15 protein-coding genes are annotated in these 21,688 nt (G+C 67.5%); 7 read left to right on the forward strand and 8 right to left on the reverse strand.

Features of this window, described 5'->3' with window-relative positions; translation table 11 throughout:
- The first annotated feature begins 42 nt into the window (after window positions 1-42).
- From U4Y88_RS02260 to U4Y88_RS02275, 4 genes are all read left to right on the forward strand, one after another.
- Window positions 43-3,123 carry an FAD-binding and (Fe-S)-binding domain-containing protein gene (locus tag U4Y88_RS02260; RefSeq protein WP_321781925.1) on the forward strand — a complete coding sequence of 1,027 codons (3,081 nt, stop codon included), beginning with the start codon at window positions 43-45 and terminating at the stop codon, window positions 3,121-3,123.
- Window positions 3,124-3,260: 137 nt separating this feature from the next.
- Window positions 3,261-4,547, forward strand: a complete 1,287-nt coding sequence (locus tag U4Y88_RS02265; RefSeq protein WP_321781927.1) for an MFS transporter — start codon at window positions 3,261-3,263, stop codon at window positions 4,545-4,547.
- A gap of 15 nt (window positions 4,548-4,562) precedes the next feature.
- Window positions 4,563-5,378, forward strand: coding sequence for an enoyl-CoA hydratase/isomerase family protein (locus U4Y88_RS02270; RefSeq protein WP_321781929.1), 816 nt, complete (start codon window positions 4,563-4,565; stop codon window positions 5,376-5,378).
- Window position 5,379: 1 nt separating this feature from the next.
- Window positions 5,380-6,615, forward strand: coding sequence for a CoA transferase (locus U4Y88_RS02275; RefSeq protein ID WP_321781930.1), 1,236 nt, complete (start codon window positions 5,380-5,382; stop codon window positions 6,613-6,615).
- 27 nt (window positions 6,616-6,642) lie between these two features.
- On the opposite strand, the gene U4Y88_RS02280 is transcribed toward U4Y88_RS02275, so the two are convergent.
- A complete protein-coding gene (locus U4Y88_RS02280) occupies window positions 6,643-7,956 on the reverse strand; it encodes an MFS transporter (RefSeq protein ID WP_310634058.1) in 1,314 nt (437 codons plus the stop codon).
- 275 nt (window positions 7,957-8,231) lie between these two features.
- Window positions 8,232-8,933 carry a carboxymuconolactone decarboxylase family protein gene (locus U4Y88_RS02285; RefSeq protein ID WP_321781932.1) on the reverse strand — a complete coding sequence of 234 codons (702 nt, stop codon included), beginning with the start codon at window positions 8,931-8,933 and terminating at the stop codon, window positions 8,232-8,234.
- Between the two features lie 281 nt (window positions 8,934-9,214).
- On the opposite strand from U4Y88_RS02285, the gene U4Y88_RS02290 reads away from it, so the two are divergent.
- Window positions 9,215-10,225, forward strand: coding sequence for an aldo/keto reductase (locus U4Y88_RS02290; RefSeq protein WP_310634056.1), 1,011 nt, complete (start codon window positions 9,215-9,217; stop codon window positions 10,223-10,225).
- Window positions 10,226-10,269: 44 nt separating this feature from the next.
- Here U4Y88_RS02290 and U4Y88_RS02295 read toward each other — a convergent pair whose 3' ends face one another.
- From U4Y88_RS02295 to U4Y88_RS02310, 4 genes are all read right to left on the reverse strand, one after another.
- On the reverse strand, window positions 10,270-11,163 hold the full coding sequence (locus U4Y88_RS02295) for a LysR family transcriptional regulator (RefSeq protein WP_224006116.1): 894 nt from the start codon (window positions 11,161-11,163) through the stop codon (window positions 10,270-10,272).
- Between the two features lie 100 nt (window positions 11,164-11,263).
- The gene (locus U4Y88_RS02300; protein WP_321781934.1) at window positions 11,264-12,787 is read right to left on the reverse strand and encodes an efflux transporter outer membrane subunit; all 1,524 of its coding nucleotides are present in this window, start codon (window positions 12,785-12,787) and stop codon (window positions 11,264-11,266) included.
- Window positions 12,784-15,915, reverse strand: coding sequence for an efflux RND transporter permease subunit (locus U4Y88_RS02305; protein ID WP_321781936.1), 3,132 nt, complete (start codon window positions 15,913-15,915; stop codon window positions 12,784-12,786). The genes U4Y88_RS02300 and U4Y88_RS02305 overlap by 4 nt, the downstream gene beginning before the upstream one ends.
- Before the next feature lie 8 nt (window positions 15,916-15,923).
- Window positions 15,924-17,165: an efflux RND transporter periplasmic adaptor subunit gene (locus U4Y88_RS02310; protein ID WP_321781938.1), complete on the reverse strand. Its 1,242-nt coding sequence runs from the start codon at window positions 17,163-17,165 to the stop codon at window positions 15,924-15,926.
- A gap of 296 nt (window positions 17,166-17,461) precedes the next feature.
- Here U4Y88_RS02310 and U4Y88_RS02315 point away from each other — a divergent pair, with 296 nt between their 5' ends.
- Both U4Y88_RS02315 and U4Y88_RS02320 read left to right on the forward strand, forming a co-directional pair.
- Entirely contained in the window at window positions 17,462-18,175 is a 714-nt protein-coding gene (locus tag U4Y88_RS02315; protein ID WP_321781940.1) for a response regulator, read from the forward strand.
- Window positions 18,175-19,293, forward strand: coding sequence for an ATP-binding protein (locus U4Y88_RS02320; RefSeq protein WP_321781942.1), 1,119 nt, complete (start codon window positions 18,175-18,177; stop codon window positions 19,291-19,293). The genes U4Y88_RS02315 and U4Y88_RS02320 overlap by 1 nt, the downstream gene beginning before the upstream one ends.
- A 42-nt stretch (window positions 19,294-19,335) precedes the next feature.
- Here the strand turns inward: U4Y88_RS02320 and dbpA are convergent, their stop codons facing one another.
- On the reverse strand, window positions 19,336-20,733 hold the full coding sequence (gene dbpA, locus U4Y88_RS02325; RefSeq protein WP_224006136.1) for an ATP-dependent RNA helicase DbpA: 1,398 nt from the start codon (window positions 20,731-20,733) through the stop codon (window positions 19,336-19,338).
- Between the two features lie 265 nt (window positions 20,734-20,998).
- Window positions 20,999-21,652, reverse strand: a complete 654-nt coding sequence (locus tag U4Y88_RS02330; protein ID WP_321781944.1) for a DsbA family oxidoreductase — start codon at window positions 21,650-21,652, stop codon at window positions 20,999-21,001.
- Between the last annotated feature and the right edge of the window lie 36 nt (window positions 21,653-21,688).

The following is a 21,688-nucleotide window of genomic DNA, read 5'->3' on the forward strand; positions in this document are numbered from 1 at the left end:
CATTCGGATTCCTGATTTATACATAATGTTGCCCCACGTTCGATGCTCACGTCCACGCCCAAACCGCTCGTTCAGCCGATCCGTCTGATGCCCGCTTCGGCGCGCGCCGCGCTCACGCCGCTGGCCACGCGCCTCGCGCGCGAGCTGCGTGGCGACGTGCTGTTCGACCGCGCCTCGCGCGGGCGCTATGCCACCGACGCTTCGATCTACCAGATCATGCCGATCGGCGTGGCGGTGCCGCGCGATCAAGACGATCTGCGTCTCGTGCTCGACATCGCGCGCGAAACCGGCACGCCCTTGCTCGCGCGCGGCGCGGGCACGAGCCAGTGCGGGCAGACGGTGGGCGAAGCGCTTGTGATCGACACGAGCAAATGGCTGAACCGCATCGTCGATTTCGACAAGGACGCGCGCACGGTGACGGTCGAGCCGGGCATCGTGCTCGATCATCTGAATGCGTGGCTCAAACCGCATGGCCTGTGGTTTCCGGTCGATGTGTCGACGGGTGCGCAATGCACGATCGGCGGCATGGCGGGCAACAATTCGTGCGGCTCGCGCTCGATCGAATACGGCATCATGGTCCACAACGTGGCCGCAATCGACGCCGTGCTCGCCGACGGTCACGAAACGCGCTTCGGCAAGCTCTCCACGATGGCACGCGACCCGCGCACGCAGGCGCTCGTGAGCGGCGTGCGCGAGATCGCCGAACGCGAGCGCGACGCCTTGCGCGAGCGCGTGCCGAAAGTGCTGCGCCGCGTGGCGGGCTACAACCTCGACCTGTTCGATTGCCAGAATCCGCTCGCCTTCGAAGCGGACGGCGAACCCAATCTCGCCAATCTGCTCGTGGGCTCGGAAGGCACGCTTGCGTTCAGCCGCCAGTTGACGCTCAGGCTCGCACCGCTGCCGCGCCACAAGATGCTCGGCGTGGTGAATTTTCCGACCTTCTACGGCGCGATGGACCTCACGCAGCACATCGTCAAGCTCGGGCCGGCGGCCGTGGAGCTGGTCGATCGCACGATGATCGATCTCGCGCTGGGCAATCCCGCGTTCAAGCCTGTGATCGAGCGCGCGCTGGTGGGCTCGCCGCAAGCGGTGCTGCTGGTGGAGTTCGCGGGCGACGACCGCGAGGCGCAGATCGCGCGTCTCGCGCAGCTAGTGGAGTTGATGGGCGATCTGGGTCTGCCCGGCAGCGTGGTCGAAATGGCCGATGCCGCCGCGCAAAAAGCGCTCTGGGACGTGCGCAAGGCGGGCCTGAACATCATGATGAGCATGAAGGGCGACGGCAAGCCGGTCTCCTTCATCGAGGATTGCGCGGTGCCGCTCGAACACCTCGCCGACTACACGGGCCGTTTGACCGAGGTGTTTCATCGGCATGGCACGGAAGGGACGTGGTATGCGCATGCGAGCGTCGGCACGCTGCATGTGCGGCCGATTCTCGATATGCGCCGCGACGGCGCGCAGAAAATGCGCGCGATCGCCGAAGAAGCGGCCGCGATGGTGCGCGAGTACAAGGGCGCGTTTTCGGGCGAGCACGGCGATGGATTGTGCCGTGGCGAATGGGTCGCGTGGCAATATGGTCCGCGCATCAACGCCGCGTTCGCGCAGATCAAGACGCTGTTCGATCCGGGCAATCGGCTGAGCCCGGACCGCATTGTCAATCCGCCGAAGATGGACGCCGTCGAGCATTTCCGATTCGCGCCGGGTTATCGCGAGCGTGCGCTCGAACCGGCGCTCGACTGGTCGGCGTGGAATGTCACGCGCGATCCGCTGACGGGCGAGGAGGGCGCGCCGGGCTCGGGCCACGATGCGAGCGCGGGCCTCGCGAAAGCCGTCGAGATGTGCAACAACAACGGCCATTGCCGCAAGTTCGACGCGGGCACGATGTGTCCGAGCTATCGCGTCACGCGCGACGAACAGCACGTCACGCGCGGCCGCGCCAATACGCTGCGGCTCGCCTTGTCGGGCCAACTCGACGGCGCGGAAGGCGGCGCGGGCGCGGGCGGTCTCGCGAGCCAGGCGGTCAAGGACGTGCTCGATCTGTGCGTGTCGTGCAAGGGCTGCAAGCGCGATTGCCCGACCGGCGTGGACATGGTGCGCCTGAAAATCGAGGCGCGCGCGGCGTGGCGGCGCGAGCACGGCTTGCGCTGGCGCGACCGGCTCGTGGCGTATCTGCCGCGCTATGCGCCGCTCGCGAGCCGCGTGCCGGGCGGACCGGCCGCGCTCGAACGCCTGCCGCGCGTGGCGGCGTGGATCAAGCGCCGCATCGGTTTCGCCGAGGCGCGCGCGTTGCCCGATATCGGGCGTTCGTATCTCGCGCAGCAGCGCGATTCACGCGAGCAGCGCAAAACGGAATCGACCACTGCCACGCGCGAAGTGCTGCTGTTCGTCGATACCTTCAACAACTACCTGGAGCCGGGCGTCGCGCGCGCCGCGCAGCGCGTGCTCGAAGCGGCGGGCTACACGGTGCATCTGAATCAGCTTGCGGGCGAGCGTCCGCTGTGTTGCGGGCGCACGATGCTGTCCGCCGGTCTCGTCGACGAAGCCAAAGCGGAAGCGCGCCGCTCGCTCGACGCCTTGCTGCCGTTCGTCGAGCGCGGCGTGGCGGTGGTCGGCCTCGAACCGTCGTGCCTGCTGACCTTGCGCGACGAATGGACCGCCTACGGTTTCGGCGAGGACGCCGCGAAGCTCGCGCGCCATGCGTTCCTGTTCGAAGAATTTCTTGTGCGCGAGCGGGCCGCGCAGCGGCTTGATTTGACGCTGCACGCCTTGCCGAAAGCGCGCGCGCTCGTGCATGGCCATTGCCATCAGAAAGCCTTTGGCGCGTTCACGCCGGTGCAAACCGTGCTTGGCTGGATTCCACAGTTGAAGGTGGAAGCAGTCGAGTCGTCGTGCTGTGGCATGGCGGGCAGCTTCGGTTACGAACGCGAGCATTACGCGACTTCGATGGCGATGGCCGAACTCGCGCTGCTGCCCGCCGTGCGCGCGGCGCAACAAGCCGGCGACGCGCTCGTGGTCGCCGACGGCACGAGTTGCCGTCATCAGATCGCCGATGGCGCGGCGGCGCACGCGCTGCACGTCGCGCAGGTGCTGGAACGCGCGCTGCATCCCGCCGCGCCGCAACCGTAGTCGAAATACGCAGTCGCTACAGGCAGTCGCTACACGTAGTCAATTCACGCAGTCGTACACGAAGTCGCATCACGCTACAGCAGTGAGCCCGCGCGCCGCATCCCCGCGTCCGCGCCATGACTAAACAGGAGACGACGATGTTCCGCCGAGCCACCACGCGCGTGCTGCTCTTGCTGTGCGCGATGTACCTCATCACCTACGTCGACCGCGTCAACGTGAGCACGGCAGCGAGCCAGTTCGCGGCCGAGCTACATCTCTCGCATACCGAAATCGGCATCGTATTCTCCGCGTTCGCGTATCCGTACCTGCTGTTTCAGATCATCGGCGGCTGGGTGGGTGACCGCTTCGGCCCGCGCCGCACGCTCGCCGTGTGCGCCGTGATCTGGGCCGGCGCGACCGTGCTGACCGGTCTCGCGGGCGGCTTCGCGTCGATGATCGTCGCGCGCCTCTTGCTCGGCCTCGGCGAAGGCGCGACGTTCCCGACCGCCACGCGCGCGATGTCGAACTGGATGCCCGCCGACCGGCGCGGCTTCGCGCAGGGCACGACGCACGCCGCTTCGCGCATCGGCAACGCTGTCGCGCCGCCGCTGATCGTCTGGCTCATGCTGATGTCGGGCTGGCGCGGCGCGTTCATCGTCACGGGCGTAGTGAGTTTCCTCTGGGCAGTGCTGTGGATCTGGTACTTCCGCGACGATCCGCGCGCGCATCCGCGCATCACCGAAGCCGAATGCGCCGGACTCGAACGCTACACGGGTGCGAAGGAACGTGAACCGGTGCCGTGGCGTCGTCTGGCCGCGCGCATGTCGCCGGTCACCGCCGTGTACTTCTGCTATGGCTGGGTGCTGTGGCTGTTTCTCGGCTGGATTCCGCAATACTTCCTGCACAACTATCACATGCAGCTCGGCAAGTCGGCGCTGTTCGCGTCGGGCGTGTTTTTCGCGGGCGTGCTGGGCGACTGGCTCGGCGGCTCAGTTACCGATCGCATCCTCAAGAAAAGCCAGAATCTGCGCCTCGCGCGCAACGTGATGGTGGGCGTGTGCATGTTCCTCACGCTGCTTTCGCTCGCGCCGATCCTGCTCGTGCAGAACGTCACGGTCACGCTCGCCGCGCTGTGTTTGAGCGCGGGATTCTTCTTCAACGAAATGACGATTGGTCCGATGTGGGCCGTGCCGATGGACATCGCGCCCAAACATGCGGGCACGGCGAGCGGCATCATGAACACGGGATCGGCGGCGGCGGCCATCGTGAGTCCGGTGGTGGGCGGCTGGCTGATCGACCGCACGGGCAACTGGAACCTGCCCTTCACGGTGTCGATGGCGATCATGGCGGCGGGCATCGTGCTGTCGTTCGCGATGCGCCCGGACCGCGCGCTCGACAGCGCCTCGCGTTCCGCCGACGGCGCGCATGCGCATACCGCAGCGTAATACCAGGGAATCCTGATGAACGATAACGACGCGAATGAAGCCGTCAATGGCCGCATCCGTGTCGATCGCGACGAACGCGATGACGCCATCGCCATTGTCACGATCGACCGGCCCGCGAAGCTCAACGCGCTCACGCGCACGCTCTGGCGCACACTGGGCGACACCTTCGAGACGCTGTCCGCCGATGCGTCGCTGCGTTGCATCGTGCTGCGCGGCGCGGGCGAGAAAGCCTTTTCGCCGGGCAACGATATCGGCGAATTCGCCACGGATCGCTCGAACGTCGCGCAGGCACGCGAATACGGCGCGCTCATGCATCGCACGCTGAATCTGATCGATGCGTGTCCGGTTCCCGTCGTCGCGATGATTCATGGCATCTGCGTGGGCGGCGGGCTCGAACTCGCTGCGCTCTGCGATCTGCGACTCTGCGGCGAATCGAGCCGCTTCGGCGCGCCGATCAAGAACCTCGGCCTCGTGATGGCGCACGCGGAACTCAACGCGCTGCTGCGTCTCGCGGGCGAAGCGGTGGCGCTGGAGATCCTGCTCGAAGGCCGCATTCTCGACGCGCGCGAAGCGCTCGCCAAAGGCCTCGTCACGCGCGTGGTGCCCGATGCCGAGGTGAGCGAGCACGCGCTCGACACGGCGCGGCGCATTGCGGCGGGCGCGCCGCTGGTCGCGCGCTGGCACAAGCAGTTCGTGCGCCGCGCGCGCAATCCGTCGCCGCTCAGCGAAGCGGAACGCGATGAAGGCTTCGCGTGCTTCGGCACCGAGGATTTCCGCATTGGCTACCAGGCGTTTCTCGCGAAATCGACGCCGCAATTCAAGGGACGCTGAGATGAACGCAGAGAAGCACACCGCGCCGCGTGGCGAAAGCGTGGGACCGCTCGCGGGCATGAAGGTGATCGAACTCGCGCACATCATGTCGGGGCCCGTGTGCGGGATGATGCTCGCCGACATGGGCGCGGAAGTCATCAAGGTCGAGAAGATGCCGGGCGGCGACGACTGCCGCCGTTTCGCGCCGATCCTCGCGAGCGGCGAATCGGCGTCGTTCATGATGGTCAATCGCGGCAAGCGCGGCATCGCGCTCAATCTGAAGACCGAGGGCGGGCGCGCGGTGCTGCGCCGTCTGCTCGCGGACGCCGACGTGGTGACGGAGAACTATCGGCGCGGCACGATGGAAAAGCTCGGCATGGGCTACGAGACGCTCAAGGCCGACAATCCCGGCCTGATTTACTGCGCGATTTCGGGCTATGGCCGCAGCGGCCCGTATGCCGACAAAGGCGGCTTCGACCTCATCGCGCAAGGCATGAGCGGCCTCATGAGCATGACGGGCGAGCCGGGGCAGGCGCCCATCAAGGCCGGTTCTCCCGTCACCGATATCAACGCGGGCATCCTCGCGGCGCTCGGCATTTGCGCGGCCTATGCGGGGCGGCAAGTGACCGGGCTCGGGCAGATGGTGGACACGTCGCTATTCGAAGCGGGATTGCAGCAGATGTATTGGGCCTTCGCGAATTATTTCGCCGACGGCACCGTGCTGCAAAAAGCGGGGTCGGCGAATCCGACGAGCGCGCCGTATCAGGCCTTCGAAACGCGCGACGGCTGGATCAATATCGGTGCGGCGAATCAGAGCAATTACGAGCGCCTTGTGTCCGTGCTGGCGATTCCCGGTCTCGCCGACGACGCGCGCTTCGCCACCAACGCGGGACGGCTCGAACATCGCGCCGATCTGGTGGCGATATTGAGCGCGCGTCTGCGTGAACGCACGACCGCGCAATGGCTCGCGACTTTCGACGAAATCGGCTTGCCGTGCGGGCCGGTGCTCAGCGTGCCGGAAGCCGCCGCGCACGAACAGGCGATCGCTCGCGGCATGATCGTCGAGACCGAGCATCCGCTGGGCGGGACGATGTCGGGCATCGGCTTGCCGATTCATTTTTCGCAATCGCCGACCACGCATGCGCGGCCCGCGCCGCTTTACGGCGAGCACACGCGCGAGGTGCTGCGCGAATGCGGTTACGACGCGGCGCAGATCGGCGTGCTGGAACAGGAAGGGGCGGTGCTGGCCGCGCCTTGAAGCCGCTTCAACCCGCTTCAACTCGCTTCAGGCGGCGCGTGCGTCCACGATCGCGCGCCGCGCCATGAACCAGTAGAACAGCGCGGCACAGCCCGCGATCGCGCCGCCGATCACGAAGGCCAGCAGATACGAACCGGTGCGGTCGACGATGAAGCCCGCGACGACCGGCGAAAACGCGCCGCCGAAATAGCCGCCGAAATTCTGGATCGCGCTGACCGAGGCGATCATCGAATTCGGCGCGATGTCGCCCGCGAGCGCCCACGCGTTGCCGATGGTCGCCGCGATGCAGGCGAGGCCGAGCGTCATCAGCGTGACGGTGGCGCCGATGCTATCGACGAACGGCAGCGCCACCGCGCAGACGGCCGCGCCGAGCGAGGTCACGACGATCATGAGCCGCTTGGCGACGATCGGCGTGGCGAGCCCGCCATCGACGAGTTTGGTGGCGACATAGCCCGCCACGATTTCGCCCACCGCGCCGCCGAACCACGGAATGCTCGCGTAGAGACCCAGTTGCACGAGCGTGATGTGAAAGCGGTCGAGCAGATAAAGCGGCAGGAACACGAGAAAGAGATTCCACAGCCAGATCGCGCAGAAGTAGCCGAGAATCATGCCCCACACGCTTTGCGAAGCGAACAGCGAGCGCCATTTGATCGGCGCGTTCGTGAGAGATTGCTCATGACCGCCGCCGCCCGCTTCGATATAGGCGAACTCCTCGCGCGAGAGCCGCTTGCTCTGCATCGGATTGCGATAGAGCATCAGGAACAGCACGGCGAACACGATGCCGATCGCGCCTGTCACGTGAAAGAGCGAGCGCCAGCCGAACGCGATCATCAGCGCGACGAGCAACGCGGGCGCGAGCGCCGGGCCCCACTTCGACGACGAGTCCCAGATGCCGGTTGCGAAGCCGCGTTCCTTGGCGGGAAACCACGCGGCGGTGATTTTCGCGGACGTGGGCCAGCACGGCGCTTCGCCCACGGCGAGCAGCACGCGCATCACGACGAGCCCGGCGATCGAACCGACCACGCCCGTGAGCCACGTGGCGAGACTCCACCAGATCATGCCGATCGCGTAGGCGCGCTTGGCGCCGAAGCGGTCGATGATCCAGCCTGCGGGCAATTGCATGACCGCATAGGTCCAGGCGAATACGGTGCCGAGCAGGCCGATCTGCGTGCGCGTGAGGCCGAGATCGTGAATCATGCCGGGCGCGGCGATGGCGAGATTGGCGCGGTCGAGATAATTGATGATGCCGCCGATCAGCAGCCAGATGAGCACGCGCCAGCGGAAATTCGCGCGTGTGGTGGCCGCCGCTGCGCTCGCGGGCGTCAGCACCTTGTTGTCCATCGTGTCTCCTCCTGTGTGGTCTGCGTGAGCCCTGGACGGTTCGGCTCGAGGCCGAGGGAGGTGATTCGCCCAGAATGTGGGACGCGACGCGATTTCAAGCCTTGTTTTCAGGCTCGAAATCGCGAAACGCGTTTGCAGACCATTCTGCGCTATTGGGCGCGCAGCGGGAAGAGGGAATGGGAAATCGTTGCGGAGGGGAAAGAGGCGGGGCACGGCGGCGAGTAATCAGAATGCATGACTCGCTGCTGATAATTAATCAGGATGCCGGAATAAAATCAGACTCCGCGCCGTTCGAACACTTCCTTGAATACCGGCATCGCCGAAAACACATTGGGCCAGCCCGAATAAAAGGCGAGTTGCGTGAGGATTTCCGAGGCTTGCGCTTTCGTGAGGCCGTTGTCCATTGCGCGATTCAGGTGATAGGTGATTTGCGCGGCCTGGCCATTGGCGACCAGCGCCGTCACGGTCACGAGGCTGCGCTCGCGCGGCACGAGGCCGGGGCGCAGCCAGAGGTCGCGAAACAGCGCGTCGGTGGTGTACTGCACGACGCCGGGCGCGACGTCGTCGAACAGTTGCGAGACGAGCGTGGCGCGCTGCGCTTCGGCGGCTTCGTCGAGCGGCAGCGGATCGGGCACGGCGTCGGCGAGCTGGCTCGCGCCGATCTCGCGTTCCTCGAACACGGGCAGCGCGGCGGCCACGGCCGCGCTCGCATTGGCCCAGCCCGCGTAGAACGCGAGATGAGTGACGATCTCCGAGATTTCGGCGGGCGTCACGCCGTTGTCGAGCGCGAGGCGCAAGTGGCGCGGCTGCTCGACCACCTGATTGCGCGCGACGAGCGCCGCATAGGTGACGATGCTGCGCTCGCGCGGCGTGAGTTGGGGGCGCTTCCACAGGCCGTTGAGCACGGTCTCCGACGTGTAGCGCGCGAAGGCGGGCGCGACGGCTTGCATGTCGGCGAGAGAGGGCGTTTTCTGCATGATCGGTATCCTTGGCTGGGGAGGGCGCAAACGCGATATTTCTATCAGATCGGACGGTTTCGATTGAGACCCTCCGGGCGCATGCCCTCATGAGCGCCATTCATGAATCGCTCGGGGATTGCGTTAGCCGCTAAGGATGGCAGCACCGATCTATTCATGAATCGCATTCATGAAGCCATGCCACGCATCGGTATTTATTTCATGGCTGGAAAGCCTTCTAATAAGCGAGTCAAACGAATACGCCGTCGACGGGACGCGCAGCAACCTTGGAGCAAAAGCGAATGGACTATCGTAATCTGGGCCGCAGTGGATTGAAGGTGTCGCCGTTGTGTCTGGGCGCCATGATGTTCGGCGGCGAAACCGACGAAGCCACGTCGGTGCGCATCATCGACAAGGCCTTCGATCAGGGCATCAATTTCATCGATACGGCCGACGTCTATCACGCGGGCCGCTCGGAGGAAATCGTCGGCCGCGCCATCGCCGCGCGCCGCGACGACTGGGTCGTCGCCACCAAGTTCGGCTTTCCGGCGGGCCCGGCGCAGGGGCCGAATCAGCAGGGCCAATCGCGCAAGTGGATCTTCCAGACGGTCGAGGCGAGCCTCAAGCGACTCGGCACCGACTATATCGACGTGCTGTATTTCCATCGCGCGCTGCCGGATCTGCCGCTCGAAGAGGGCGTGCGCGCCGTGGCCGATCTGATCCGCCAGGGCAAGGTGCGCTATTTCGGGCTGTCGAATTTCCGCGGCTGGCGCATCGCCGAAGTCGTGCGTCTCGCCGATCAGCTGGGTATCGATCGCCCCGTCGCGAGCGAGCCGCTCTACAACATCGTCGACCGTACCGCCGAAGTGGAGCAACTGCCCGCCGCCGCGCATTACGGGTTGGGCGTGGTGCCGTACAGCCCGCTCGCGCGCGGCGTGCTGACCGGCAAATATGCCGTCGATACGCCGCCGCCCGCCGACAGCCGCGTGGGTCGTGGCGACCGCCGCATCCAGCAGACCGAGTGGCGGCCGGAGTCGCTGCATATCGCGCAGCAGATTGCGAAGCACGCGGCCGAACGCGGCACGAACAGCATCGCGTTCGCGCTCGCGTGGGTGCTCAACAATCGCTGCGTGAGTTCGGCGATTGCGGGTCCGCGCACCGAGGCGCACTGGGACAGCTATATGGCCGCGCTCGATTTCAAACTGAACGCCGACGACGAGCGCTTCATCGACAGCCTCGTGCCGCCGGGCCACGCTTCGACGCCCGGTTATACCGATCCCGGTTATCCGATCGAAGGGCGCAAGCTCGTCTGAATGCGGGTCTGAATGCGGGTCTAATTGCGCGTCCGATCAAGCCGTCAGCCGCGATAGCGCAGCGCGTCGATCACGAGTCCGAGCGCGCGCGACGACTGGCGGCGGCTGGGATAGAACGCGTGGTAGCCCGGAAACTCCGGGCACCAGTCCTTGAGCACGCTCTTGAGCGCGCCCGCGCGCACGTAGGGCAGCGTGACGTCCTGCGGGATGAAGGCGAGGCCGAGGCCCGCGAGCGCCGCGTTGAGCATCTGCGGCACGGTGTTGAAGGTGAGTTGGCCGTCCACGCGCACCGAAAGCTCCTCGCCGTCGCGGCCCAGTTCCCACGCGTAAAGGCCGCCCGCGCTCGTGAGGCGCAGCGTGATGCAGTCGTGCTTGAGCAGGTCCTGCGGCGACTTCGGCGCCTTGCGTTTCGCGAGGTACTCGGGCGAGCCGACGATCGCCATCTTCAGATCGGGCGCGATGCGCACGGCGATCATGTCCTTCGCGACCTGGTCGCCGCCGCGCACGCCAATGTCGTAGCGTTCGGCCACGATATCGCGCAGCCCGTAATCCACGTTCACTTCGAGTTTGATGTCGGGATATTGCGGCAGGAAGTGCTTGAGCTTCGGCCAGATCACCGTATCGACGCAATGATCGGTCGCGGTGAGGCGGATCGTGCCGGCCGGTTTGTCGCGCAGATCGGCGAGCGCGGCGAGTTCGGCGTCGATCTGTTCGAAGCGCGGCGAGAGCGATTGAAACAGCCGCTCGCCCGCTTCGGTGGTGGAGACGCTGCGCGTCGTGCGCGTGAGCAGGCGCAGGCCGAGCCGCGTTTCGAGCGAGCGGATCGTGTGGCTCAGCGCCGATTGCGACACGCCCAGTTGCGCGGCCGCGCGCGTGAAACTGCGTTCGCGCGCGACGGCGAGAAAGGCAAGGAGATCGCTGAAATTTTCGCGCGCCATGATGGGTCCGGGTTCGCTGACGGTGGTGCGCATCGTACCATCGGCGCGCGCACCGTCCATCGCGGCGCGCTGCGTTCACAAGGTGTGTTCGCCGATTGACTTACTCGGGCGTCGCGCCGGCATCGCCATCCCATCCGCCGCCCAACGCCTTGTTCAACGCGATGTAGTTGGTCGCGATGAGCACGCGGCTCTGGATCAGCGCGTCCTGCGCGGCATAGAGCGAGCGCTCGGCGGTCAGCACTTCGAGAAAGCCCGTCGATCCCGAGCGATAGAGCGACTGCGCAATCGCGGCCGCCGAGCGGTAGGCATCGGCGGAACGTTGCAGGCTTTGCACGCGCTCGCTCTCGCGCGCGAGCGAGACGCTGGCGTTCTCCACATCGTTGAGCGCCGTGAGCACCGCCGAGCGGTACGCGATGAAACTCTGGTCGCGCTGCGCATCGGCGATCTCGACGGCGGCTTTGAGCCGCCCCGCGTCGAACAGCGGAATCGTCACCGACGGCCCGATCGACCAGCCAATCGACGAATGCCGCGCGAGGTCGCCGAACTGCGTGCCCGACGTGCTCAGCGAGCCGGTCAGCGTCACGCGCGGATAACGCGCGGCTTCGGCCTGGCCCACGCGCGCCGTGCTTTGCGCGTAGCGGCGTTCGGCGGCGCGCACGTCGGGGCGCGCGAGCAGCACGTCGGCGGGCACGCCCAGCGCCACGGGCACCGAGGGCGCGGGCACGGCGCGCGGCGCGTCCAGGCGTTCGAGCAGCGCGCCCGGCGCGCGGCCCGTGAGCACCGAGAGGCTGTGCACGCTTTCGGCGTAGGCGGCTTCGAGCGCCGGAATCGCCGCCTGCGTCGATTGCGCCTCGCCCGTGGCGTTGGCGGTGTCGAGTCCCGAGGTCGAGCCCGCCGCGTGGCGCACTTCGGTGAGGCGCGCGGTTTCCTGCTGCGCGTCGGCGGTCGCGCGGGCGAGCGCGAGGCGCGCCTGATAGGCGCGCGCTTCGACATAACGCGTGGTCACGTCGCCGATCAGCGTCAGTTGCGCGGCGCGCAAATCCCACTGCGCGGCGTCGAGGCCGCCGCGCGCCGCTTCGAGCGCGCGCCGGTTGCCGCCGAACACGTCGATTTCCCAGCTGGCGTCGAAGCCTGCGCGGAACAGATTCGACGGACCGGTTCCGGCGAGGGCGCCGAGCGACGACGTGTCCGAGCCGCTGCCCGACGATGCGCTGCCCGACGAGCCGCTGCTCGCGGCCGTCGCGCCCGCGCCCGAGCGCGTGAGTGCGGCGCCGCCGGTCAACGACGGCCACAGTGCGCCGCCCGCCTGGCGCAGCACGGCGCGCGCTTCGCGCACGCGCGCATCGGCGGTGGCGACGTCGAGGTTGCCGCGCACGGCTTCCTCGATCAGCGCGTTCAGCAGCGGGTCGTCGAGCCGCGTCCACCAGCGCTGCAGATCGGCGTGTCCGGCTTGCTGCGTGCCGGTGCGCCCAATCCATTGCGCGGGCACGTCGGCCTCGGGCGCGCGGTAATCGGGGCCGACCGCACAGCCCGCGAGCGCGCCGATAACCAGTGCGGCGAGCACCGCACGCGCGGCACGGTGACGGACGTGATTCATGGTGAGCCTGGGTTCGACGGCGTTCATGCGCGCGTGCTCCTGCGTTTCGAGAAAACCATGCGCACGGCCACGTAAAGCAGCGGCGCGAAGAACAGGCCGAGCACGGTCGCGGCGATCATGCCGCCCATCACGCCGATGCCGATGGCGTTCTGCGCGCCCGAGCCCGCGCCGGTCGCCACCGCGAGCGGCGCAACGCCGAGGATGAAGGCGAACGAGGTCATCAGGATCGGCCGCAGGCGCTGGCGGGCGGCGTCGAGCGTGGCGTCGATCAGGCTCGCGCCGTGCGCCTCGCGTTCCAGCGCGAACTCGACGATCAGGATCGCGTTCTTCGCCGCGAGGCCGATGGTCGTGAGCAGGCCAACCTTGAAGTAGACGTCGTTGGTCTGGCCGCACAGCATCGCCGCGAGCAGCGCGCCCGCCATGCCGACCGGCACGGTCAGCATCACCGCGAACGGAATCGTCCAGCTCTCGTAGAGCGCCGCGAGGCACAGGAACACCACCAGCACGGAGATCGCATAGAGCGCCGCCGCCTGATCGCCCGCGAGCCGTTCCTCATACGAGAGGCCGGTCCATTCGTGGCGGAATCCCGGCGGCAGTTGCGCGACCAGTTGATCGATCGCGTGCATCGCCGTGCCGGAACTCACGCCCGGCGCGGCCTCGCCCTGAATCTCCAGCGCGGAGACGCCGTTGTAGCGCGCGAGCCGCGTCGGACCGAAGGTCCAGCGGCCCTGCGCGAACGAGGCGAACGGCACCATCTGGTCGCTCGCGTTGCGCACGTGCCAGCCGTCGAGGTCGCTCGGCTGCATGCGGAAGTCGGCGTCGGACTGCACGTAGACGCGCTTCACGCGGCCCCGGTCGATGAAATCGTTCACGTAGTCGCTGCCCCAGGCCACCGAGAGCGTCGTGTTGATATCGGAAAGATTCAGGCCGAGCGCGCTGGCCTTCGCCTGATCGATATCGACGGCGAATTGCGGCGTCGGCTCCTGGCCCGTGGGCCGCGTGTTGGCGAGCCGCTTGTCGCGCGCGGCGGCGCCCAGCAACTGGTCGCGCACCTGTGCGAGCCGCTCGCGTCCCGCGCCGTTGGTGTCTTCCAGATAGAAGTCGAAACCGTTCGAAGTGCCCATGCCGTCGATGGCGGGCGGCAGCAGCGCGAATACCTGGGCGTCGCCGATAGCGGCGAACGCGGCGCTCGCGCGCTGCGCCACGGCCTGCGCGGAGAGCTTCGCGGACTGGCGTGCGTCGAAGTCCTTCAGGCGCACGAACACCATGCCCGCGTTCTGCCCCGATCCGCCGAAGCCGAAGCCTTCGACGGCGAGCACGCCTTCCACCGCATCCTTTTCTTTGGTCAGGTAATAGCGGCTCACGTCCTTGAGCACGTCGCGCGTGCGCTCGCTCATCGCGCCCGACGGCAGTTGCACGGCGGTCAGCAGAATGCCCTGATCCTCGACCGGCAGAAACGAGCCCGGCAGACGCATGAACATCCAGCCCATCGCCACCACGAGCGCCACGAAGATCGCGAGAAAACGCTTGCCGCGCGCGAGCATGCCCGCGAGGCCGTCGCGGTAGGCGTGCGAGGTGCGATCGAAGCCGCGGTTGAACCAGGCCGCGAAACCGCGCGGCGCGCCGTGCGCCGCGCCATCGCTGTCATGCGCGTGCGGGCGGCGCAGGATCGTCGCGCACAGCGCGGGCGTGAGGATCAGCGCCACGGCGACGGACAGCAGCATCGCCGTGACGATGGTGACCGAGAACTGCCGGTAGATCGTGCCCGTCGAGCCCGACGAGAACGCCATCGGCACGAACACGGCCGAGAGCACGGTGGCGATGCCGATCAGCGCGCCGGTGATCTCGCGCATCGACTTGAGCGTCGCGTCGAGCGGCGAAAGCTGCTCCTCGGCCATCACGCGCTCGACGTTTTCCACCACGATGATGGCGTCGTCGACGAGCAGGCCGATGGCCAGCACCATCGCGAACATGGTCAGCGTGTTGATCGAGTAGCCGAACGCCGCGAGCACGCCGAAGGTGCCGAGCAGCACGACCGGAATCGCCAGCGTGGGAATCAGCGTCGCGCGCACGTTTTGCAGGAACAGCAGCATCACGACGAACACGAGCACGATGGCCTCGACGAGCGTCTTCATCACCTCGTGAATCGAAAGCTGGACGAACGGCGTGGTGTCGTAGGGATAGACCACGTCGACGCCCGCCGGCAGCGTGCCCTTGAGCGAGGCGATGAGATCCTTGATCGCCTTCGCGGTCTCGATGGCGTTTGCGCCGGTCGCGAGATTCACGCCCAGCGAGGACGCCGGCATGCCGTTGTAGGTGGAGGCGTAAGTGTAGTTTTCCGCGCCGAGTTCCACGCGCGCCACGTCGCTGAGGCGCACCAGCGCGCCGTCGGCGGCGCTCTTGACGATCACGTCGCGGAATTGCTGCGCGGTTTGCAGGCGGCTTTGCGCGGTGACGGTCGCGTTCAGCTGCTGGCCGGGCCGTGCGGGCTGCGCGCCGAGCTGGCCCGCCGCGACCTGGGCGTTCTGGGCGCGCAGCGCGGTTTCCACGTCGCCGGGCATGAGGCTGTATTTGGCGAGGCGGTTCGGATCGAGCCAGATCCGCATCGCGTAGCTCGAACCGAACAGCTGCGTATTGCCGACGCCCGGCACGCGGCGAATCGGGTCTTGCAGCGTGCTGCCCGCGTAGTCGTCGAGATCGACGGAGCTGAGCTTGCCGTCCTTCGAGACGATGCCGATCACCATCAAAAAGCTCGCCGACGACTTCGTGACCGTGAGGCCCGTGCTCTGCACGACCGAAGGCAGCTGCGCGGTCACGAGCTGGAGCTTGTTCTGCACCTGCATCTGCGCGACGTCGGGATTCGCCGCGTTGCTGAACGTGAGGCGGATCTCGACTTCGCCCGAGGCGTCCGAGCCCGCCGACATATAGAGCAGATTGTCGAGCCCGGTGAGGCCTTGCTCGATCACGCGCGTGACGGAGTTCTCGATGGTCTGCGCATCGGCGCCCGCGTAGCTGGCCGAAATCGAAATCGTGGTGGGCGCGATCTCGGGATACTGCGCGACCGGCAGGCGCTTGAGCGCCAGCAGGCCCGCGAGCATCACGACGATCGCGAGCACCCACGCGAACACCGGACGTTTGATGAAAAATGCCGACATGGGATTCCTCAGGTGCGGGTGGCGGCGGACGGAGCGGCGTGGTCAGCCTTCGTGTCTTGCGTGTCTTGAGCGTCTTGGGTGCCCTTCGCGGCGGCGCCGCGATCGGCCGCGCGGACCTTGCCGGTCGCCGGGTCGATCGTGACGGTCGTGCTCGCGACCGCGTCGCCCGCGCGCACCTGCTGGCTGCCTTCGACCACGAGCGCATCGCCGTCGCGCACGCCTTGTGTCACGATCCAGTTGTTGCCGTGCTCGCGCGCGTGGCCGAGCACGACTTGCTCGATCTTGCCGCCGCGCACGAACAGCGCCGTCGCCTCGCCGCGCGCGTTGCGGCTCACGGCGCGCTGCGGCAGCAAGTAAGCGCTGGGCACCGTGCCTTCCTCGACGATCGCGCGCACGTACATGCCGGGCAGCAGCACGCGGCGCGGATTCGGCACGGTCGCGCGCAGTGTGTAGGTGCCGGTGCCCGTGGCCACGCTCGACTCGCCGAATTCGAGGCGGCCTTCGAGCGGATAGTCGGTGCCGTTTTCGAGCCGCAGCTTGACCGGCACGCCGCCCTCGCGGCTCACGAGGTGGCCCGCGTCGACGGCCGCGCGCAGATCGAGCAGGCTCGCGCTCGACTGCGTGAGATCGACGTTGACGCGGTCGATCTGATGAATCGCCGTGAGCGCCGTGCTCTGGCTCGCGCTGACGAGCGCGCCAGGCGTGAGCGTCGAGCGGTCGATGCGGCCCGAGATGGGCGCGCGGATCGTGGTGCGGTCGAGGTCGATGCGCGCCGCTTCGAGCGCCGCCTTCGCGGACGCCACGCTGGCACGCGCCTGCGCGAGCGCATCCATCGATTCTTCGTAATCCTGACGGCTGATCGCGTTTTGCGCGATCAACCCGGCGTTGCGCGCAGCCTTCGCCTGGGCGGCCGGAATCGTGGCTTCGGCGCGTTGCAGCGCGGCGCGCGCGTTGTCGCGCGCGGCCTTGTAGCTGGCGGCGTCGATCTGATAGAGCGGCTGGCCCGCCTTGACCTCGGCGCCTTCCGTGAACAGCCGCCGCTCGATCAGGCCGCCGACCTGCGGGCGCACCTCGGCTTCGAGAAACGCGACCACGCGTCCCGGCAGTTCGACCGTGACCGGCACCGCTTGCGCGTGCAGCGTGACCACGCTCACGTGCGCCTGGGGCTGAGCTTGCGCGTCGGCGTCGCCGTGCGACTTTCCGCAGGCCGCGAGTGCCAGCAGCAGGGCGGCCGTGGCCGCTGTTGTCATCGAGTGTCTGTTCATGGTGTGCGGTGATGCGGCGTGATGCCGGAGCGTGAATCGTCGCGTGCGGCCGTTCGTGGACCATGGAGGCTATGTGGAGATCGCGTGGAGCGCGCGGCCTGGGGCATCGAAATGCAACTTCGTCTGACCGTGCGCAAGGCCAGGCGACGCCCACGCGCGCGTCGGCTAACGCGGCAAGCGCGTCAAACTGTTGAGCTATGATGGAGATTTGATGGAGCGGATTGCGGCGCGCCCCGCGTGCGCTCACGATGAGCGGTCCGCCCCGACGCACGCGACGCACCATGAACGCGCTGATTCTGATCGCCGAAGACGAACCCGAAATCGCCGAAATTCTCGATGCCTATCTGACCCGCGAGGGCTATCGCACCTATCGCGTCGGCAACGGCCAGTCGGCGCTCGACGTGCAGCCGCTGCTCAAGCCGGACCTCGTGCTGCTCGACATCAAGATGCCGGGCAAGGACGGCTGGGAAGTGCTCGCCGAACTGCGCCGCCGCGGCGACACGCCCGTGGTGATCGTCACGGCGCTCGATCAGGACATCGACCGTCTGCAAGGCTTGCGCATCGGCGCCGACGATTACGTGGTGAAGCCCTTCAATCCCGTGGAAGTGGTCGCGCGCATCGGCGCGGTGCTGCGGCGCACGGGCGGTTCGCGCGCGGAGCCGGTGCTGCGCGTGGGGCGACTGGAAATCGATACGCAGAGCTACGTGGCGCGCGTGCGTCCGGCGGAGTCGGGCGAACCTGATGCCAGCGCGCAAGGCGGCGTCGAACTCGCGCTCACGCTGACCGAGTTCCGCGTGCTCGCGCATATGGCCAAATCGCCCAATCGCGTGTTCACGCGCAGCGAGCTGATCGACGCCTGCCTGCCCGGCGGCGACGCGCTCGAGCGCACGGTGGACAGCCACATGAGCAACCTGCGCAAGAAACTCGACAAGGCAGGCGCGGCCGACGTGATCGCCGTGGTGCGCGGCGTCGGCTACCGTCTGGGCGGAGCATGATGCAGCCGACGCACCCCGACCCCTCGTCCGCGCTCTCGCGGCAGCAGCGCGGACGGCTCGTGCGCCAGATCGTGCTTTCGATGGGGCTGGTGTCGAGCATCACGATGCTGATCGCGTTCGTGGGCTCGATCGTGATCTACGGGCTGCTGTATCTGCTCGCGCCGCCGCACGGTCCGCTCACGACCGAAGAACTTTTCATTCCGGACCCGCGCGACTATCTGGTCTTCGCGATCCTGCTGCTGGCGGGGCTCGTGGTGGCGGCGATCATGGCGACGCGGCTCGCGCGGCGCATTCTCGCGCCGCTGAATTCGCTCGCGCAGAGCGCGCGCAGCATCGCGGCGGGCGATCTCGCGGCGCGCGCGCAGCCGGGCGACCGCTCGCTCGGCGAAACGGCGCTGCTGGTGGACGATTTCAACGCGATGGCGGTACGCCTGCAGCGCATGGCCGCCGACATGACGGCCTGGAACGCGGCGATCGCGCACGAACTGCGCACGCCGCTGACGATCCTGCGCGGGCGTCTGCAAGGCATGAAGGACGGCGTGTTTCAGCCCGACGAGACGCAGATCCGCGGGCTGCTGTTTCAGGTGGAAAGCCTCACGCGCCTCGTCGACGATCTGCATATCGTGACCTTGCAGGACATCGGGCGGCTGGAGATGCGCGTCGAGCCCACGCGTATCGACGTGGAAATGCGCCGCGCCGTGGAGTCGATCGCCGATGCGCTGCACGAAGCGGGTTTCGTGCTCGAACTCGATCTCGCGGCGGCGAGCGTGCCGTGCGACGGCGCGCGCATCCGCCAGGCGCTGCTGGCGCTGCTCGACAACGCGCGACGTTATGCGGTGCCGGGGCGGCTGCGCATTGCGCTCGCGCGGGCGGACGAGACGGTCGTGCTCGGCGTGGAAGACGACGGCCCCGGCCTCGCGCCCGAATTCGCGCTACAGGTGTTCGAGCCGTTCACGCGCGCGGACGCTTCGCGCTCGCGGCAATTCGGCGGCTCGGGGCTCGGCTTGTCGGTTGTGCGGGCGATCGCGCTCGCGCATGGCGGCCAGGCGCGCTACCGCGCCTCGGCGGCGGGCGGCTCGGTGTTCGAACTCGTGCTGCCGCGCGAGCGGGCCGCTTAGCTTCCTTGGCCCGCTCGCACTTGCGCGGCCGCCCCGCGCGGTTTATTCGTCCATCAACCGCGCGCGCACCTTCTTGCCCTTGACCTTGCCGGCGTTGAGCTTGCGCACCGCGTCGCGCGCGATGCTGCGCTCCACGGCCACGTAGGTCGAAAAATCGGTCACGTTGATCTTGCCGATCTGCGCGCCGGTGAAGCCCGCCTCGCCGGTGAGCGCGCCCAGCACATCGCCCGGACGGATCTTTTCCTTGCGGCCGCCGAGAATCTGCACGGTCTCCATCGGCGGCAGCAGCGGCGCGTCGCTGGCGGGCTTGAGTTCGGCGAGCGGATGCCATTCGACTTCGCGCTTGAGCGCCTGCTCGATGCCGCCCACGCGGCCCATTTCGTTCATGGTCGACAGGCTCAGCGCCCAGCCGTCCTGATCGGCGCGGCCCGTGCGGCCGATGCGGTGCACGTAGACCTCGGGATCGGGCGTCACGTCGACGTTGATGACGGCTTCGAGCTGGGCGATGTCGAGACCGCGCGCGGCCACGTCGGTCGCCACGAGCACCGAGCAGCTGCGGTTCGCGAACTGGATCAGCACCTGATCGCGGTCGCGCTGGTCGAGTTCGCCGTGCAGCGCGAGCGCGTGAAAGCCCTGCGCGCGCAGCACGTCGAGCAGGTCGCGGCACTGCTGCTTGGTGTTGCAGAACGCGATCGTGCTGACCGGGCGGAAATGATTGAGCAGCATGCCCACGGCGTGCAGGCGCTCGTCTTCGGTGACTTCGTAGAAGCGCTGGCGGATCTTGCTGTCGTCGTGATGTTCTTCGAGCTTGACTTCCTTCGGATTACGAAGGAACTGCTGGCTCAGCTTCGCGATGCCTTCGGGATAGGTCGCCGAGAACAGCAGCGTCTGGCGTTCCTTCGGGCACTGGCGCGCGACCTTGGCGATGTCGTCGAAGAAACCCATGTCGAGCATGCGGTCGGCTTCGTCGAGCACGAGCGTGTTCAGCGCGCTCAGGTCGAGGCTGCCGCGCTCCAGGTGATCCATGATGCGGCCCGGCGTGCCGACCACGATATGCGCGCCGTGTTCGAGGCTCGCGGTCTGCGGACGCATGGGCGTGCCGCCGCAGAGCGTGAGCACCTTGACGTTTTCCTCCGCGCGCGCGAGGCGGCGGATTTCCTGCGTGACCTGGTCGGCGAGTTCGCGCGTGGGGCACAGCACGGCGGTCTGCACGTCCTGGCGGCGCACGTCCAGACGCGCGAGCAGCGCGAGCGCGAACGCCGCGGTCTTGCCGCTGCCCGTTTTCGCCTGAGCGATCAGGTCGTGGCCGGCGAGCGCGAGCGGCAGGCTGGCGGCCTGGATCGGCGTCATCTCGACGTAGCCGAGGCGCGCGAGGTTCTCGAGCGTGGCGGGCGCGAGCGCAAGCTCGCTGAAGGGCGTGGCAGTGGGTGATTTCGTCATACGGGGTCTCGCGCCCTAAGGCGTGGGCAGCGCGCGGCGCGGGCGGGCGCGCTGCAGGATGGATCAGGCGGCGACGGAAGTCGCGCGTCGCGCAATTTTACCGGATGCGCGCAGGTCGGCGGCTCCAGCGTGCTGGAACGGGCGGATTCGGACGGAATCGAACGAATTCGTCCTGAAACGGGCGGGGCGGGAAAACAGCCAGGCCCGACGCGCGGGTCTCGCGGCGTCGGGCCTGGGCAGGACTCAAACGGGCATCCAGCGAGGCTCAAGCCTCTTTCGCGGCCTCTTCCAGAATCTGCTTGATCGCGTTCTCGAAGGTTTCCACCGGCTGGCCGCCGCTGATCAGGTACTGCTCGTTGAACACGATGGCCGGCACCGACTGGATGCCCATCGCCTGCGCCTGCTGCTCCTCGCCGCGCACCTCGTCGGCATACGCGCCGGTTTCGAGCACCTCGCGCGCCTTCTGGGCGTCGAGCCCCACGGATTGCGCGGCGGCCACGAGCGTCGCGTGATCGCTCGTGTCCTTGCCTTCGCCGTGATAGGCGCGCAGCAGCGCGAGCTTGAGCGGCACCTGCCGGCCTTCGAGGCGCGCCCAGTAGAGCAGGCGATGCGCGTCGAAGGTGTTGTAGATGCGGGTGCGCGGGCCGAATTCGAAGCCGACGCTCGCGCCGCGCTCGCGGATCGCTTCCTGCGTTTCGGCGATCTGCTCGGGCGTGCGGCCGTATTTCTTGCCGAGATAATCGACGATGGACTCGCCGCCCGGCGTCATGTCGGGGTTCAGTTCGAACGGATGGACGGTCAGGTTCGCGTCGACGCTGTCGCCGAGATTGGCGAGTGCGCGCTGCAGCGAGCTGAGGCCGATCGCGCACCACGGGCAGGCGATGTCGGAGATGAAGTCGATTTGTAGCGCTTGTTTCATGGCGATCCCGGGAAATGAAGAAGGGCGCGGCGCGCG

The sequence above is a fragment of the Paraburkholderia sp. J94 genome (assembly GCF_905220285.1).
Taxonomy (GTDB): Bacteria; Pseudomonadota; Gammaproteobacteria; order Burkholderiales; family Burkholderiaceae; genus Paraburkholderia; species Paraburkholderia tropica_A.